Below are 15,938 nucleotides of genomic sequence, written 5' to 3' on the forward strand. Positions count from 1 at the left end.
CATGGGAGAACTCACTTACTCGACGGGGCCGGTACCACCGGCGAGATCGTGCATGCCGAGCACCGCGGGCACCTCGGCCCAGTGCCCGGGATCGGTGACCGACCCCTCGTCCAGGACGACCGCCTGCAGGTCGGCCAGCGGAGCGCTGTCGATCCGGTCGAAACCGGCGCGGTCGGTGAGCAGGTGGGTCACCCACTCGTCGGCCAGCGCGGCCGCCGGGTCGGCGCCGAGGCCGTGCTCCGGCACCACCAGCGCGGCACCGGCCAGCCCGGCCGCCGCCACCTCGACCAGCGCGGCGAACGCCTCGGGGCGCCCGTGCTGGAAGGTCCGCGATTCGAAGGTGAGCTCGGTGCGCGCGCGCAGCCGGTCCACGATCGCGGCCAGCCCGTCGTAACTCACCGACCTGGTCGCCCCGTTGGTGCCCGCCACCGCGGCGGGCACCGGCCCGAGGAAGACCGGGTCGGCGCCGCGCAGCGCCCTGGTCCGGATGGCGTAGGTGACCGGCCGCCCGGACTCGCTGCCGATCTCGGCGCGCACCGCCGGGTCGTCCAGCGCGATCCACTCCAGACTCTCCGCCGACCCCGGCGCGGCGCCGAGCACCAGCCCGACCTTGATGTCGGCGCCGGGCGGGAGCGCCGCCTCGTCCACCCCGACCGGCACCACCGCGGCGCCCGCCTTGAGCACCGCCCAGAGCGCGACCGCCTGCTCCACCCCGCGCTCCAGCCGCACCGCGACCCCGACCCCCGGCCCGCAGCCGCGCCCGATCAGCACCCTGGCCAGCTGCGAGGACCTGGCGTCGAGCTCCTGGTAGCTGACGGCGTCCTCGCCGGAGACCACGGCGGGCCCCTCCGGGTCGTCCTCCACCGCCAGCGAGAGCGCCTGGGTGAGCGCGGTGCCCCTGGTGCTCGCGGCCACCGGCTCCGGCTCCGGCGCGGCCAGCGCGCGGTCCCGCTCGGCCTCGTCCAGGATGTCGATGTCGCCGACCACGACCTGCGAGTCCGCGGCGACCGCCGCGCACACCCGCGCCAGCCTGCGGCCGAACCCGGCCACGGTGGCCTCGTCGAAGAGGTCGGTGGCGTAGGTGAACTGGGCGACCAGCTCGCCAGGGGCGCCGTCCGCGGTGTGCGTCGGCGAGACGCTGAGCTGCAGGTCGAACTTGGCCTGCGCGGCCCCGGCGTCCAGCGCCGACACCTGCAGCCCCGGCAGGTCGAGCGTGGCCTGCTCGGTGTTCTGGAAGGCGAGCACCACCTGGAAGAGCGGGTGGAAGGCGGCGCTGCGGCCGGGCAGCAGCACCTCGACGATCCGCTCGAAGGGCAGGTCGGCGTTGGCGAAGGCGGCCAGGTCGACCTCGCGCGCCTGCTCCAGCAGCGCGTCGAAGGTGCTGCCCGCGTCCACCGCGGTGCGCAGCGTCAGGGTGTTGACGAACATGCCGACCAGGTCGTCCAGCGCGCGCTCGCCGCGGCCCTCGATGGGGGTGCCGATGGCGATGTCGCGGTTGCCGGAGAGCCGGGCCAGCAGCACCGCGAGCGCCGCGTGCACCACCATGAAGAGCGAGGCGTTGTGCTCGCGGGCGATCCTGGCCAGCCCGGCGTGCACCTCGGCGGGCAGCGTGAAGGTGCTCGCCGCGCCGCGCATGGAGGGCAGCGCGGGGCGCGGCCGATCCTGCGGCAGCTCCAGCGCGCCGGTCAGCCCGGCCAGGTGCTGCTTCCAGTACCCGAGCTGCTGGGCGGCGACGCTCGACTCGTCGTCGTCGGTGCCGATCACCGCGCGCTGCCAGAGCGCGTAGTCGGCGTACTGCACCGGCAGCGGCGCCCAGTTCGGCGCGTCGCCCGCGAGCCGGGCCAGGTAGGCGGTCATCAGGTCGCGGGCCAGCGGCGCCAGCGACGCGCCGTCGCCCGAGATGTGGTGCACCACCACGACCAGCAGGTATTCGCCCGGGGCGTCGCCCTCCAGCAGTGCGATCCGCACCGGCGGCGCCGCGGTCACGTCGAACCCGGCCGACATCAGCTCGATCACCCGGCCCATGAGGTCGCCGGGCTGCTCCACCGGCAGCCCGCCGGGCAGCGCCGCCGCGGGGGCGAGGATCTCCTGCACCGGCTGCTGGTCGGGGCCCGCCACCGGGAACCTGGTGCGCAGCGCTTCGTGCCGCTCCAGCACGTCGAAGACCGAGCGCTCCAGCGCGCCGAGGTCCAGCGTGCCGGTGAGCCGGAGCGCGAACGGGATGTTGTAGACGCCGGACTCCGGGTCGAACCGGTTCAGCACCCACATGCGCTGCTGCGCGGGCGAGAGCGGGATCAGCTCCGGGCGCGCGGCGGCGACCAGCGCGGGGCGGCCACCGGTGCGCGAGCCTGGCACGATCCGACCGGCCAGCGCGGCCACCGTCGGCGCCTCGAACAGGGTGCGCACCGAGAGGTCGGCGTGCAGCGCCTCGTTCACCCGCGCCACCACCCTGGTGGCGAGCAGCGAGTTGCCGCCGAGCGCGAAGAAGTCGTCGTCCAGCCCGACCTCGCCGCCGCCGAGCAGGCTCGCGAAGACGTCGGCCACGGTCTGCTCGATCGGGGTGCGCGGGGCGCGGAACCCGGTGGCGCCGACGAAGACCGGCGCGGGCAGCGCCTTGCGGTCCAGCTTGCCGCTGGCGTTCAGCGGGAACTCGTCGAGCACGACGAGCGCCGCGGGCACCATGTACCCGGGCAGCCGCGCGCCGAGCGCGGTGCGGACCGCCTCGGGCTCGACGCCCGCGCCCGCCACGTACCCGATGAGCGCCTCGCCCGCCGGGGTGTCCCGGCGCAGCACGACCACCGCGCGGTCGACGCCGGGCTGCTCCAGCAGCGCCGCCTCGATCTCGCCGAGTTCGATCCGCAGGCCGCGCAGCTTCACCTGGAAGTCGGTGCGGCCCAGGTACTCCACCTCGCCGCGCGCGTTCCAGCGCACCAGGTCGCCGGTGCGGTACATGCGCGCGCCGCCCGGGCCGAAGGGATCGGCCACGAAGCGGTCGGCGGTCAGGTCGGCGCGGCCGAGGTAGCCGAGCGCCAGCTGCCTGCCCGCCAGGTACAGCTCGCCGGGGACGCCGGGCGGCACCGGCCGCAGCCGGGAGTCGAGCACGTACAGGGTGGTGTTCCAGACCGGGCGGCCGATCGGCACGCTCACCGTGTCGGCGGCGACCACCTCGTGGTAGGTGACGTCGACCGCGGCCTCGGTGGGGCCGTACAGGTTGTGCAGCCTGGCCCCGGTGAGCTCGCGCAGCCTGGCCGCGGTCGCCGCGGGCAGCGCCTCGCCGGAAGCGAAGACCCGGCGCAGCCCCCCGTGCCTGCCGGACGCCCCCGCCGCCTCGTCCAGCGTGGCGACGAAGACCGCGAGCATGGAGGGGACGAAGTGCGCGGTGGTGATGCCGTGCGCGGCGATGGTTTCCGCCAGGTACACCGGGTCGCGGTGGCCGTCCGGGGTGGCGACCACCAGCCGGGCGCCCGCCTGCAGCGGCCAGAAGAACTCCCACACCGACACGTCGAAGGTGGCGGGCGTCTTCTGCAGCACCGCGTCGTCGGCGGTGAGCGCGTACTCGTCCTGCATCCAGAGCAGCCGGTTCACGATGGCGCGGTGGCTCACCGCGACGCCCTTGGGCCGCCCGGTCGAGCCGGAGGTGAAGATGACGTAGGCGATCGAGCCTGCGCGCACCGGGCCGCCGCGCTCCGGCTCGGTGAGCGGGGTGTCGGCGGTGTCGGTGAGATCCAGCGTGTCCAGCACGGTGACCGGCGCCGCGGCGGTGCTGAACCCGTCGCGCGCGGTGCTGAGCACCATGGCCGGGCGGGCGGTCTCCAGCACGTAGTCGATCCGGTCGGCGGGCTGGTCCGGGTCGAGCGGGACGTACCCCGCGCCCGCCTCCAGCACCGCGTACATGGCGACGACCAGCTCCACCGAGCGCCGGATGGCCAGCGCCACCAGCGAATCCGGCTCCACACCCTCGGCGGTGAGCACCCGGGCCAGCCGGTGCACCCGCGCGGCGAACTGCGCGTAGGTGAGCTGCTCGCCGTCCGCGCCGACCAGCGCGACCGCGTCCGGGGTGGCGGCGGCCCGCGCCTGGAAGAGCGAGACCAGCGTCTCGCCGTCCGGCAGCTCGCGCGCGGTGTCGTTCCAGCCGGTGAGCACCGCCTTCCGCTCGTCGGCGTCGAGCAGCTCGATGGCGCCGACCGGCACCTGCGGGTCGGCAGCGACGGCGGCGAGCACCCGCTGGAAGCGCGCGGCGACGCGCGCGATCGTCTCCTCGTCGAAGAGGTCGGTGGCGTAGGTGATCTCGGCCGCGATGCCGTGCGCGGTGCCCTGTCGGTCGAGGTGCTCGGCGAGCGAGAACTGCAGGTCGAACTTGGCCAGCGGCACCGCGAGGTCCAGCCCGCCGACGGTCAGCTCGGGCAGCTCCAGCTCGGTGCGGGCCAGGTTCTGGAAGGTCAGCATGACCTGGAAGAGCGGGTGCCGCGCGGGCGAGCGCACCGGGTCGAGCAGCTCGACCAGCCGCTCGAACGGGACGTCGGCGTGGCCGAACGCGGCCACGTCCTTCGCCCTGACCTCGCCGAGCAGCTCGGTGAAGGGCGCCGCCGGGTCGATCTCGGTGCGCAGCACGAGGGTATTGACGAACATGCCGATCACGTCGTCCAGCGCGGCCTCGCCGCGGCCCGCGGTCGGCGTGCCGACGGCGACGTCGGCGGTGCCGGAGAGCCTGCCGAGCAGCACGGCGAGCGCGGCGTGCACCACCATGAAGAGCGTGGCGTTGCCGCGGTGCGCCAGCGCGGTGAGCCCGGCGTGCGTGTGCGCGTCGATCTCGAAGCGGAGCACGGCGCCGCGGTTCGAGGCGGCGGGCGGGCGCGGGCGGTCGGCGGGCAGCTCCAGCTGCTCCGGGAGCCCGGCCAGCGTTTCCCGCCAGTAGGAGATCTGCTGGGCGAGCAGCGAATCCGGCTGCTCCTCGGTGCCGAGCACTGCGCGCTGCCAGAGCGCGAAGTCGGCGTACTGCACGGCCAGCGGCGCCCAGTCCGGTTCGTCGCCGTCCCGGCGGCGCACGTAGGCGGTCATCAGGTCGCGGGTCAGCGGGCCCATGGAGAAGCCGTCGCCCGCGATGTGGTGCACCACGCAGATCAGCACGTGCTCGGTCTCGCTGAGCTGCAGCAGCCGCAGCCGCAGCGGCGGCGCCTCGGTGACGTCGAAGCCGCCGGTCACGGTGGCGACGACCAACCCGGGCACCGCGGACTCGGCCGCGGGCTCCGGCTCGAAGAGCGGGACGGCGCGCGGGTCGTGCACCGGCAGCACCAGCTGGTACCCCTCGCCGTCCACCTCCGGGTAGACCGTGCGCAGCACCTCGTGCCTGGTCACCAGGTCGGTGACCGCGGTGCGCAGCGCCGCGACATCCAGCGCGCCGGTGAGCCGCACCGCCACCGGGATGTTGTTCACCGCCGACTCCGGATCGAAGCGGTTCAGGAACCACATGCGCTGCTGCGCGTAGGAGAGCGGCACCCGGTCCGGGCGCGCGCCCGCGGTCAGCTCCGCACCGACCGCGGAGCCGGTGTGGTGCTCGACCCGCTCGGCCAGCGCCGCCACCGTCGTCGCCTCGAAGAGCAGCTGCACCGGCACCCGCGCGCCGAGCGCGGTGCCGATCCTGGCCGCCGCCTGCGCGGCGAGCAGCGAGTTGCCGCCGAGCTCGAAGAAGTCGTCGTCCGCGCCGACCCGGCCCTCGTCCGGCGCGCCCGGCATCAGCAGCGCCTCGAAGACCTCGGCCACGATCTCCTCGACCGGGGTGGACGGCGCGCGGAACTCGCGCGCCGCGAAGACCGGCTCCGGCAGCGCGGCCCGGTCCAGCTTGCCGACCGGGGTGAGCGGGATGGCATCCAGCGCCATGATGGCGGCCGGGATCATGTAGCCGGGCAGCGTCTCCGCCAGGTGCGCGTCCAGCGCGGGGACGTCCACCTCGGTGCCCGCGCGCGGCAGCACGTAGGAGACCAGCGCCGTCGCGCCGGAGGGCAGCGTGCGGCCGATGGTGGCGGCGAAGTCGATGTCCGGGTGCGCGGTGAGCGCGTTGTCGATCTCGCCCAGCTCGATCCGGAAACCGCGCACCTTGACCTGGAAGTCGGAGCGGCCCAGGTACTCGATGATCCCGCCGTCGGGGCCGTCGGTCTCGGTGCGGCGCACCAGGTCGCCGGTGCGGTAGAGCCGCAGCCCCGGGTTGCCGGAGTCGGCGCCGAACGGGCTGGCCACGAAGCGCTCCGCGGTGAGCCCCGGCCGGTTCAGGTAGCCCTGGGCCAGCGCGGGCCCGGTCAGGTACAGCTCGCCGACCACGCCGGCAGGCACCGGCCGCAGCCGGTTGTCCAGCACGAAGGCGCCGACGCCCGGAATGGAGGCGCCGATGGTCACCGGCTGCGCCGGGTCCATGGGCGGGGTGCTGGTCGCCAGGATGGTGGCCTCGGTGGGGCCGTAGCCGTTGTAGAACTCGCGCTCGTCCGTGGCCCAGCGGCCGACCAGCTCCGGGCCGAACTTGTCGCCCGCGACCACGACGGTGCGCAGGTCGTCCAGGCCCTCGGGGTCCACCGATTCCAGCGCACCCGGGGTGATCAGCATGTGCGTGACCCGCTCGCGGCGCAGCAGGTCGGCCAGCTCGAAGCCGCCGAAGACCGCGGGCGGCGCGATCACCAGGGTCGCGCCCGCGGAGAAGGCGAGCAGCAGCTCCAATACCGAGACGTCGAAGTTCGGCGAGCAGACGTGCAGCACCCGCGATTCGCCGGTGACCCCGTAGTGCTCGCGCTCGGCCGCGACCAGGCCGTTCAGCCCGGCGTGCGTGACCACGACGCCCTTGGGCCTGCCGGTGGAGCCCGACGTGTAGATGACGTAGGCCGGGTGCCGCTCGTCCAGCCTGCGCACCCGGTCGGTGTAGGAGACGGGGTGCTCCGGCCGCGCCGCGATCCGCGCCGCCTGCTCCGGCTCGTCCAGCACCAGCCACTCGACGCCGTCGCCGAGCGCGCCGCGGTGCGCGGCGGTGGTGAGCCCGAGCACCGCGCCGGAGTCGGCGACGATGTGCCCGATCCGCTCGGCCGGGTAGTTCGGGTCGACCGGGACGTAGGCCGCCCCGGTCTTGGCGATCGACCACACCGCGAGCACCGAGTCGGCGCTGCGCGCGATGCCGACGGCGACCACGTCGCCGGGGCCGATGCCGCGGTCGATCAGCTCGCGCGCCAACCGGGAGGAGGCCTGGTCCAGCTCGTGGTAGGTCAGCTCGCGCTGGTCGGCGGGGTCGCCGGTGGGGTTGTAGCGGATGGCCACCGACCCGGCGGCGGATTCGACCGCGGCGGTGAGCAGCTGTCCGAACAGCGGGCTCCCCGGACGCCGTCGGCGGTTGCCCCGAGCAGAACGACGGACACCATCCATTCGACTGATCTCACCTCTCGCTTCGAGCCTTGCCACACTTCGACGGGTCCGCCGGAAAGCCCCAGGAATAAGTGGCTCGTCCCGGTGGGCACAGCTTGGCAATCATATAAGCAAGGCATGGTGCGCCGATCCGGCTCGGGTGCTGCTCGCGGCGGACCGATGGTTATCGGGGGCGTGAGTCCGGCCGTTGCCCCGGCATGACCGAGGTCACAATGGTGCGGCCCGTGCGCACCACCCGGCGACATGGCGCGGCTGCGCCGCCTGCCGCGGGCGCGCGGGAGCCCGGCGTGCCGTGTCACACGCCGGGTGCGGCGCTCAGTGCGCGGACGGACCCCAGTGCAGCGGCACGCCCTTGGCGGCCAGGTAGGCGATGGGGTCGGTCTTGTTGCCGCCCTGATCCCAGATCTCCAGGTGCAGGTGCGGGCCGGTGGACTGGCCGCGGTTGCCGACGGTGGCGATCACGTCGCCCGCGTTCACCCGCTGCCCCTCGTGCACCAGCATCTCGTTGACGTGGCCGTAGACGGCGGTGGTGCCGTCGTCCTGCAGCACCCGGACCCAGAGCCCGAAGCCGGAGGCGGGGCCCGCCTCGATCACGGTGCCGCCGCTGACCGAGTGGATCGGGGCGCCGATCGCGTCGGCGAAGTCGACGCCGTAGTGGAAGGCGCCCCAGCGGGTGCCGAAGCCGGAGCTGACCGCGCCCGCCACCGGGCGGACGGCCTGCGCGGGGGCGACCTGCTGGGTCACGCCGCGCATCATGTCCTCGACCTGGGCCAGCGGGGCGGCCAGCTCGGGCGGCAGGTTCTGGATGCCGAACGGCGCGGCCACCGGCTGCGCCACCGGGGCGGCCTGCGCCACCGGCTCCGGCGCGGGGGCGGGCTGCGCCACCGGCCGCACCGCGGCGGCGAGCTGCTCGGCGAGCGGCGCCTCGGCGATGCTCTTGAACGCGATCGGCTCGGACGCGGTGTTGTCGTCGTGCGTGGGGAGCAGCGGGGCGGCGTGCGCGAGCGCGGGGGCGATCTGGCCCGCGGTGCCGATCAGGGCGCCCGCGGCGACCGCGACGCTCGCGGCGTTCTTCACGCGGTCGACCGTCGAGATCTCGGCCCGGTGCCGGGTGGGCCTGCCGGTCTCGGCGGCACCGATGAGGTCCATGACGGTGATCGAATCGGGGCCAACCCGGTGCTGCGACAAAGCTCGTCCTTGCGTTCGAACCGACAGAAGAACGGGCGCCCGGCGAAACCTGTTCGGATAACGTTTCGGCATCCGTCGTGACGGGAACTCTACCCTGTCGTGACCATTCCGCAACCTTCGGTCGCCGAATCCGCCGCGCGATCCGGATCACAGCAGGTCATGGGCGAGACTGGGGCCGTGATCATCGACCGGATCAGCCTGCCCATCGTGCTCGCCCCGATGGCGGGCGGCCCCTCCACCCCCGAGCTCACCGCGGCCGTCACCGATGCGGGCGGGCTCGGGTTGCTGGCCGCCGGTTATCTCGGCGCCGAGCAGGCCGCGGAGCGGATCGCCGCGGTCAGGGAGCTGACCTCGGGGCCGTTCGGGGTGAACCTCTTCGCGCCGGGGCCCGCCAGTGCACCCGCGGCGTACGCCGAGTACCTGGCGGCGCTCGGCGCCCGGTTCGAGCTGAGTCCGGCGCGGCACGACAGCGATGGCTGGTCCGCCAAGCTCGAGCTGCTCGTCCGGGAGCCCGTCCCGGTGGTCACGGTGACCTTCGGGTGCCCCGAGGCGGCCGAGATCGAGCGGTTGCACGGCGTCGGCACCGAGATCTGGGTAACGGTCACCTCGGCCTTCGAAGCCGAGCTCGCCGCCGCGGCCGGGGCCGATGTGCTCGTCGTGCAGGGCGCCGAGGCGGGCGGGCATCGCGCCGTCTTCCGGGACGACGTCGCCGACGATGCGACCGACCCGCTCGGCCTGCTCGCGCTGCTGCAGGTGGTCGGCGCCGCGGTCGAGCTGCCGTTGGTCGCCACCGGCGGGCTCACCACCGGCGCGGGCATCGCGGGCGCACTCGCCGCGGGCGCGGTCGCCGCGCAGGTGGGCACCGCCTACCTGCGCTCGCCGGAGGCGGGGACCAACGCGGTGCACCGCGCCGCGATCGGCGGGGCCGCGCCGACCGCCCTCACCCGCGCCTTCACCGGCCGCAGGGCACGCGGGATCCGCAATGCCTTCATGGCCGAGTTCGGGGCGTCGGCGCCGGTCGCCTACCCGGAGATCCACTACGCCACCGCCGGCCTCCGGGCCGCCGCCCGGGCTGCCGGAAATCCGGACGCGGTGAACCTCTGGGCCGGTCAGGCACATACGCTCGCCCCCGAACTCCCCGCGGGTGAACTCACCCGCAAGCTGGCCGCCGAGGCGAAGGACGCCCTCAAGCGCGCCCTCTCCCGCGGATTTCGCGCGCGCTGACGCGCGTAGGCTCCGCGCATGAGCGGCACCGACAGCACCTCGCCCGGCGACGAGCTCGCCGCCGACATCGCGGCGCGGCTCGCACCGTGGGCCACGGCGATGGGGGCGGATCAGACCGCCTACACCCACCACGTGCTGCGGGTCCTGACGCTGTGCGACCTGGTGGCACCGCCGAACGTCCCGCCCCCGAGCGGGCGCACCGAGTTCCGGGTCGCCGCCGTCTTCCACGACCTCGGCATCTGGTCCGCGGGCACCTTCGACTACCTGCCGCCGTCCGTCGCGCTCGCCGAAACGCACCTGCGCGAAACCGGTGCGGCGGAGCTGATCCCGACGGTCACCGGCATGATCGAGCACCACCACAAGCTCAGGCGGGCGGGCCCGGCGGACGACCCGGTCGAGATCTTCCGCCGGGCCGACGCCATCGATGTGGAGCTCGCCCTGCTCGGCCGCTTCGGCGTGCGCCGCCGCGACTACCGCGCGCTCACCCGCCGCTACCCGGACGCCGGTTTCCACAGGCGCCTCGTCGCCCTGGCCGGGCAGCGGCTGCGCACCAACCCCACGTCGCCGCTGCCCATGCTGGAGTGGTGACCCGCTAGGTCAGTGTGCTGACCACCAGGTCGCCGTCGGCGTACTGCGCCCGCAGCCGCTTCTTGTCGAACTTGCCGACGCTGGTCTTCGGCACCTCGGGGATGAAGGTCCAGCGCTCCGGCAGCTGCCACTTGGCGAACTTGTCCGCGAGGAAGTCGCGCAGCTCGTCCGGCTCGGCCTGCTTGCCGTCGGCGAGCACGATGGCGACCAGCGGCCGCTCGTCCCACTTCTCGTCCGGCACCCCGATCACCGCCGCCTCGGCGACCGCCGGGTGCGCCATGACCGCGTTCTCCAGGTCCACCGACGAGATCCACTCGCCGCCGGACTTGATCACGTCCTTGGCCCGGTCCACCAGCGTCAGGTAGCCGTTCGGGCTGATGATGCCGACGTCGCCGGTGCGCAGCCAGCCGTCGTCGAACTTGTCCGGGTCCACCGCGCCGCCGTCGGGGGCGTAGTAGGAGCCGGTGATCCACGGCCCGCGCACCTCCAGCTCGCCGAGCGACTTGCCGTCGTTCGCCACCACCGCGCCGGAGTCGTCGACCAGCCGCGCCTGCACCGATGCCGGGAAACGGCCCTGGCTGATCCGGTAGCCCCACTCCTCCTCCTCGCCCACCCGGGCGGGCGGCTGCGCCACGCTGCCGAGCGGGGAGGTCTCGGTCATGCCCCAGGCGTGCACGATCTTCACGCCGTGCTGCTCCTCGAAGGCCTTCATCATGGCGGGCGGCACCGCGGAGCCGCCGACCACGACCGAGCGCAGGTGGCTGATGTCCTGCGGCTTGGCCGCCAGCCCGGCGAGCACGCCGCCCCAGATGGTCGGCACCGCGGCGGCGAAGGTCGGCCGCTGGTCGGCCATCATCTCCAGCAGCGGCCCCGGCTGCAGGAAGCGGTCCGGCATCAGCACATTCGCCCCGGACATGAGCGCCGCGTACGGCAGCCCCCAGGCATTGGCGTGGAACAGCGGGACGATGGCGAGCACGTTGTCGCGCTCGGAGAAGTTCATGCTGGCCGGGCTCAGCACCTGCATGGCGTGCAGCCAGTTCGAGCGGTGCGAGTAGACGACGCCCTTGGGGTCGCCGGTGGTGCCCGAGGTGTAACACATGGCGGCGGCGGAGCGCTCGTCGATGACCGGGAAGTCGTAGCTCTCCGGCTGGGCCGCGAGCAACTCGGTGTAGGAGTGCACCTGCACGCCCGCGGGCGCCTCCAGCGCGGCGGCGTCGCCGTTCGCCACGATGACGTGCCGCACCGTCTTCAGGTTCGGCAGGTACTGGGCGAACATCGGGAGCAGCGTGCCGTCCACGATCACGACCCGGTCCTCGGCGTGGTTCGCCACGTAGACCAGCTGGTCCGGGAAGAGCCGGATGTTCAGCGCGTGCAGCACCGCGCCCATGGCGGGCACCGCGATGTAGGCGACCATGTGCTCGTTGTTGTTCCACATGAAGGTGCCGACCCGGTCGCCGACGCCGACCCCGAGCCCGCGCAGCGCGTTCGCCAGCCGGGCCGACTCGGTGCCGAGCTCGCGGTAGGTCATGGTCCGCACGCCGGAGCCGGTCCAGGTGGAGACCGAGGAATCCCCGAGGAAGGTCGACGCGTACCGCAGCAACGTCGCCAGCGACAACGGCTCGTCCTGCATGGTGCTCAACATCCGCAAAACTCCCTTCTCGGGGCCCGTGCCCGCCGCTACCAGCGGTTTTCGGTCATGAGCCAGATCACACCGGCGATGCTACCGAAGAGTAGGCGGAGAATGGGACGTACCGGAATGAGGGCGGCCGCCCTCGGTTGCGAAGGGGTGGTGAGCCGGACCGGGTGCCGGCGACACCCCCTGCGACGCCGCCGACCGCCGGTCCGGCCGGTCGAGCCGTGCTCCGTTGTAACCCGGCGGCCGCCGCGGTGACCAGCTGTTCGCCGGAGGGCGACCTGATCGAGATGAACGGACCGGGGAGCAGAATGCACGAAACGTCCTGAACTGCGGTTATTACCGCGCGATCAGCGCCGGAGTGCGTGAACAAATGCACATGCAGCAGTGAAGTGGGGACTTCAATTCGCAAGACCCCATTCTGGCCGGAAATCTCGATTCAGTGTCCGTCGTTCTCTTCGGACCAGCACCGGAGCGCCCTAGGCTGGGTGCATGACTTCGCCGTCGATCATCGTCATCGGGGCCGGGTTCGCCGGCCTCGGTCTCGCCATGGAGCTGCGCCGCGCCGGACTGGAGAACTTCACCATCCTGGAGCGCGCGGCCGACCTCGGCGGCGTCTGGCGGGAGAACACCTACCCCGGCGCGGCCTGCGACGTGCCGTCGCCGCTCTACTCGTGGTCCTACGAGCCGAGAACCGACTGGCCGCGCCGCTTCTCGGAGCAGCGCGACATCCACGAGTACATGCGCGGCGTCGCGAAGAAGCACGACCTGGCGCGCTTCATCCGCTTCGGCACCGAGGTCACCGACGCCGAGTACGACGAGCAGACCGCCCGCTGGACCGTCCGCACGGCCGCGGGCGACCGGCTGGAGGCGGACGTCCTGATTCCCGCCGTCGGCCAGCTCTCCCGCCCCGCGCTCCCGAACATCCCCGGCATCGACACCTTCACCGGCGCCGCCTTCCACTCCGCCGAGTGGGACCACTCGGTCGAGCTCGCGGGCAAGCGGATCGCCTGCATCGGCACCGGAGCCAGTGCCGTGCAGTACATCCCGCGGATCGCCCCCGACGCCGCGCACCTCACCCTGTTCCAGCGCTCCGCCGCCTGGGTGCTGCCCAAGGCCGACGTCGAGTACAGCCGCCTGCACCACGCGCTCTTCAAGTACCTGCCCCCCACCCGGCTCGCCGAACGCTTCGCCATCTGGGCCTTCTTCGAGTTCCTCGCCCTCGGCCTCACCGACCTGCCCGGCATCAAGCGCCCGGTCGTCGCGCTCGCCGACCGGCACCGGAAGACGCAGGTCACCGACCCCGAGCTGCTCGCCAAGCTCACCCCCGACTACGCGGCGGGCTGCAAGCGCGGGCTGTTCTCGAACGAGTACTTCCCCGCGCTCGCGCGGCCGAATGTCACCGTCGAGACCGCCGCCATCACCGAGGTCACGCCTGCGGGAATCCGCACCATCGACGGCGTCGAGCACGCGGTCGACGTGATCATCTACGGCACCGGGTTCAAGGGCACCGAGTTCCTCGCGCCCATGAACATCTCCGGCGTCGGCGGCCGCAAGCTCGCCGACGTCTGGGGCGAGGAGGGGGCCCGCGCGTTCCTCGGCCTCTCCGTGCCGCACTTTCCCAACCTGTTCATGATGTACGGCCCGAACACCAATATCGGGGCGGGCTCGGTCATCTACATGCTGGAATCCCAGGCTCGGTACATCCGCCAGGTGGTGAGTCACCTCGCCGAGCGGCCCGGGACCGCCGTCGCCGCCCGGGTCGAGGCGGAGCAGGACTGGGACGACTACCTGCAGCGGCGCCTGAAGGACACCCCCTGGAACTTCTGCACCAGCTGGTACCGGAATGCCGCCGGGCGGATCACCAACAACTGGCCCGGCGCCACCGTGCTCTACCGGTGGCGCACCAGGAAGTTCGACCCCGCCGACTACAGCGAATACACAAAAGCCTCGTAACCACGGTTCTGCACTGCCGTAGCAATTCTCCAGTAATCTGAGGTGCACCGGTTCCGACCTGGAGGTGCGCGATGCTGTGGGTGCTGCTCGCTGTGCTGGTCGTCGCCGTCGTCGGGTTGTACCTGCTGCGGGAGCGCGGGGTCGGGCGGGGTGATTCCGCGGACGTCGCGGAGGTGCCGGCGGATGACGATCCAGCCCTCCCCGCCGACGTTCCGGCCGCACCCCGCGGCCCAGCTCCCCCCTCGGAGCCCCTCTCCCCCGCACACCGCACCCTCACTCAACTGAACCAGGCACTGGACGTGCACACCCCGCGCACCGAAGCCGCCCGCCAAGCACTGGAAGCCGCCGCCGACCGCCGCCGCGTCGCCGGCTTCCTCCTCGCCCGCGCCGACACCGAACAAGCCGAACTCGTAGCCCTGGAAGGGCTCTTCTACATCCGCGCGGCCCGAACCGCCATGCGCATGGACCCCGGCCCCGACCTGCCCGCCCTCCCCGCCCAAGCCGAAGCGGGCGAGATCACCGAGGCACGAACCCTCACCTTCCTGAACCACCGAATCGACATCTCCCCCACCCCTTCCCCGACCACTCCGCACCACCACCCCGGCGGCCGCATCGCCGACCGCCCGATCCCCGCAGGCTGGTACTCCGAACAGTGGTGGCGCCCCGCCCTCGCCACCGGCACCTGGCCTCCCGGCTCCGACGCCCTCTTCACCGCCCTCTCCTCCCCCGAACTCCCGGAATCCCCCCGCCCCGGCGCCGGAATCGGCCTCGACCACACAGAGCAGGTCACTCCCCCTCAACCCACCCGAACACCGGCGGCCCCCGCCGACCCGCCCGGCCGAGCACCGGCTCCTGACGCAACGCCAGCCGACGCAGATCCCGCAGCTACCGACCGATCCACCCCACGCCACAGCAGTACCTCGAAACCCCCGGATCCCGAGCGGCATTCACCACCCACCCCCACCCCGAACCCCCGCGACCTGCCCTACGACGACCCCCAGTACCGCGCCAGCGGCTACGGCATCACCGCCGCCCACCCCGCCCCCGGCAACAACGGCGCCGAATACACCGGCACCCGCAACGGCCACCGCCCCCGCGGCCCCCGCGGCTACGAAGACCTCGGCGGCTACGAAGGCGGCGCCTACGACCCCGGCGGCCTCGACCCGCCCTACTGACCACCCACCCCGCGATGCGGCTCCCGCCGCCCCCACCCGGTAGACTCCCGCCTACCCGGACCGCTCGACGGCCCCGGCCCCGCCCTCGTAGCTCAGGGGATAGAGCACGGCTCTCCTAAAGCCGGTGTCGCAGGTTCGAATCCTGCCGAGGGCACACGCGGGACATCTGAAACGGTTCCAATCAGGTCACAATTGCGAGCACACATACGCCAGCCACCGTTGCCGCAGGTCAGGAAGAGTGCATTCATTACTCGCCTTCAGTGGGCCGTCAGGGCGTCTGAACGTGCCCTTCCCCGATAAGGGGGCGTGGACTGGCCTGTCTCGTGCTCGCTGCCGGGTACCAGTCGCGATGGCTAACCGACAACGGTTGTAAGAGCGTCTCGGGGCCGGACCGAGGACGAAGTCTGAACCGCCCCGGTTGCGTGGTGAACTCAGCCTAGGTCTTGTTGTGTTGGTCGAGTTGGTTCCGGAGTGCGGTCGCGGTAGCAGGGTCGAGTGCGTCGATCACCGCATCGACGGTGTGCTGGTCGAGGTGGCGGCGCTGTTGGTTCAACAGTTCGATGTCGCCGGTGTCGGACACGCCGGTCGTACGCCACCAGCCGATGGCGGCCTCGACGAGGACAGGGAATGCTTTGGCATGGCGGCCGGTCTCGCCCAGTAGACGCCCCAGCGTGGTCGCGGGGGACTGCTGCACGAGTTGGTGACGGGTTCGGTCAGGCGGCCTGAGTGGCTGCCGTGGTCATGATCGCTTCGTACTCGATCGGGGTCAATCTGCC

Annotated in this window: 8 protein-coding genes and 1 tRNA gene; 5 read left to right on the top strand and 4 right to left on the bottom strand. The window is 72.8% G+C overall.

What is annotated here, in order from left to right:
* Positions 1-15: 15 nt before the first annotated feature.
* Together ACFUUZ_RS04270 and ACFUUZ_RS04275 are read right to left on the bottom strand one after the other, a co-directional pair.
* Positions 16-7,398 (bottom strand): amino acid adenylation domain-containing protein, encoded by a 7,383-nt coding sequence (locus ACFUUZ_RS04270; protein WP_378692400.1) that lies wholly within the window; start codon positions 7,396-7,398, stop codon positions 16-18.
* Between the two features lie 315 nt (positions 7,399-7,713).
* Entirely contained in the window at positions 7,714-8,547 is an 834-nt protein-coding gene (locus tag ACFUUZ_RS04275) for a M23 family metallopeptidase (RefSeq protein ID WP_378692402.1), read from the bottom strand.
* A gap of 216 nt (positions 8,548-8,763) precedes the next feature.
* On the opposite strand from ACFUUZ_RS04275, the gene ACFUUZ_RS04280 reads away from it, so the two are divergent.
* Together ACFUUZ_RS04280 and ACFUUZ_RS04285 are read left to right on the top strand one after the other, a co-directional pair.
* The gene (locus ACFUUZ_RS04280; RefSeq protein WP_378692403.1) at positions 8,764-9,810 is read left to right on the top strand and encodes an NAD(P)H-dependent flavin oxidoreductase; all 1,047 of its coding nucleotides are present in this window, start codon (positions 8,764-8,766) and stop codon (positions 9,808-9,810) included.
* Between the two features lie 18 nt (positions 9,811-9,828).
* Complete coding sequence (locus ACFUUZ_RS04285) at positions 9,829-10,398, top strand: hypothetical protein (protein ID WP_378692405.1); 570 nt, start codon at positions 9,829-9,831, stop codon at positions 10,396-10,398.
* 4 nt (positions 10,399-10,402) lie between these two features.
* Here ACFUUZ_RS04285 and ACFUUZ_RS04290 read toward each other — a convergent pair whose 3' ends face one another.
* Complete coding sequence (locus ACFUUZ_RS04290) at positions 10,403-12,040, bottom strand: long-chain fatty acid--CoA ligase (protein ID WP_378692407.1); 1,638 nt, start codon at positions 12,038-12,040, stop codon at positions 10,403-10,405.
* A gap of 483 nt (positions 12,041-12,523) precedes the next feature.
* Between ACFUUZ_RS04290 and ACFUUZ_RS04295 the strand changes: the two genes are divergently transcribed.
* The 3 genes from ACFUUZ_RS04295 to ACFUUZ_RS04305 all read left to right on the top strand — a co-directional run bounded on the left by ACFUUZ_RS04295 (position 12,524) and on the right by ACFUUZ_RS04305 (position 15,316).
* Positions 12,524-13,987, top strand: coding sequence for a flavin-containing monooxygenase (locus ACFUUZ_RS04295; protein WP_378692409.1), 1,464 nt, complete (start codon positions 12,524-12,526; stop codon positions 13,985-13,987).
* A gap of 71 nt (positions 13,988-14,058) precedes the next feature.
* Positions 14,059-15,162 carry a hypothetical protein gene (locus ACFUUZ_RS04300; RefSeq protein WP_378692411.1) on the top strand — a complete coding sequence of 368 codons (1,104 nt, stop codon included), beginning with the start codon at positions 14,059-14,061 and terminating at the stop codon, positions 15,160-15,162.
* Between the two features lie 81 nt (positions 15,163-15,243).
* Positions 15,244-15,316 (top strand) — tRNA-Arg (locus ACFUUZ_RS04305).
* Positions 15,317-15,598: 282 nt separating this feature from the next.
* Here the strand turns inward: ACFUUZ_RS04305 and ACFUUZ_RS04310 are convergent.
* Entirely contained in the window at positions 15,599-15,856 is a 258-nt protein-coding gene (locus tag ACFUUZ_RS04310) for a hypothetical protein (protein ID WP_378692413.1), read from the bottom strand.
* Positions 15,857-15,938 lie beyond the last annotated feature (82 nt).

It is taken from the genome of Nocardia sp. NPDC057353, from assembly GCF_042667085.1.
Classification (GTDB): Bacteria; Actinomycetota; Actinomycetes; order Mycobacteriales; family Mycobacteriaceae; genus Nocardia.

Excerpts from the sequence above, each read along its gene's own strand:
- ACFUUZ_RS04270 (WP_378692400.1), bottom strand. The coding sequence starts at position 7,398 with ATGGATGGTGTCCGTCGTTCTGCTCGGGGCAACCGCCGACGGCGTCCG.
- ACFUUZ_RS04275 (WP_378692402.1), bottom strand. The coding sequence starts at position 8,547 with ATGGACCTCATCGGTGCCGCCGAGACCGGCAGGCCCACCCGGCACCGG.
- ACFUUZ_RS04285 (WP_378692405.1), top strand. The coding sequence starts at position 9,829 with ATGAGCGGCACCGACAGCACCTCGCCCGGCGACGAGCTCGCCGCCGAC.
- ACFUUZ_RS04290 (WP_378692407.1), bottom strand. The coding sequence starts at position 12,040 with ATGTTGAGCACCATGCAGGACGAGCCGTTGTCGCTGGCGACGTTGCTG.
- ACFUUZ_RS04295 (WP_378692409.1), top strand. The coding sequence starts at position 12,524 with ATGACTTCGCCGTCGATCATCGTCATCGGGGCCGGGTTCGCCGGCCTC.
- ACFUUZ_RS04300 (WP_378692411.1), top strand. The coding sequence starts at position 14,059 with ATGCTGTGGGTGCTGCTCGCTGTGCTGGTCGTCGCCGTCGTCGGGTTG.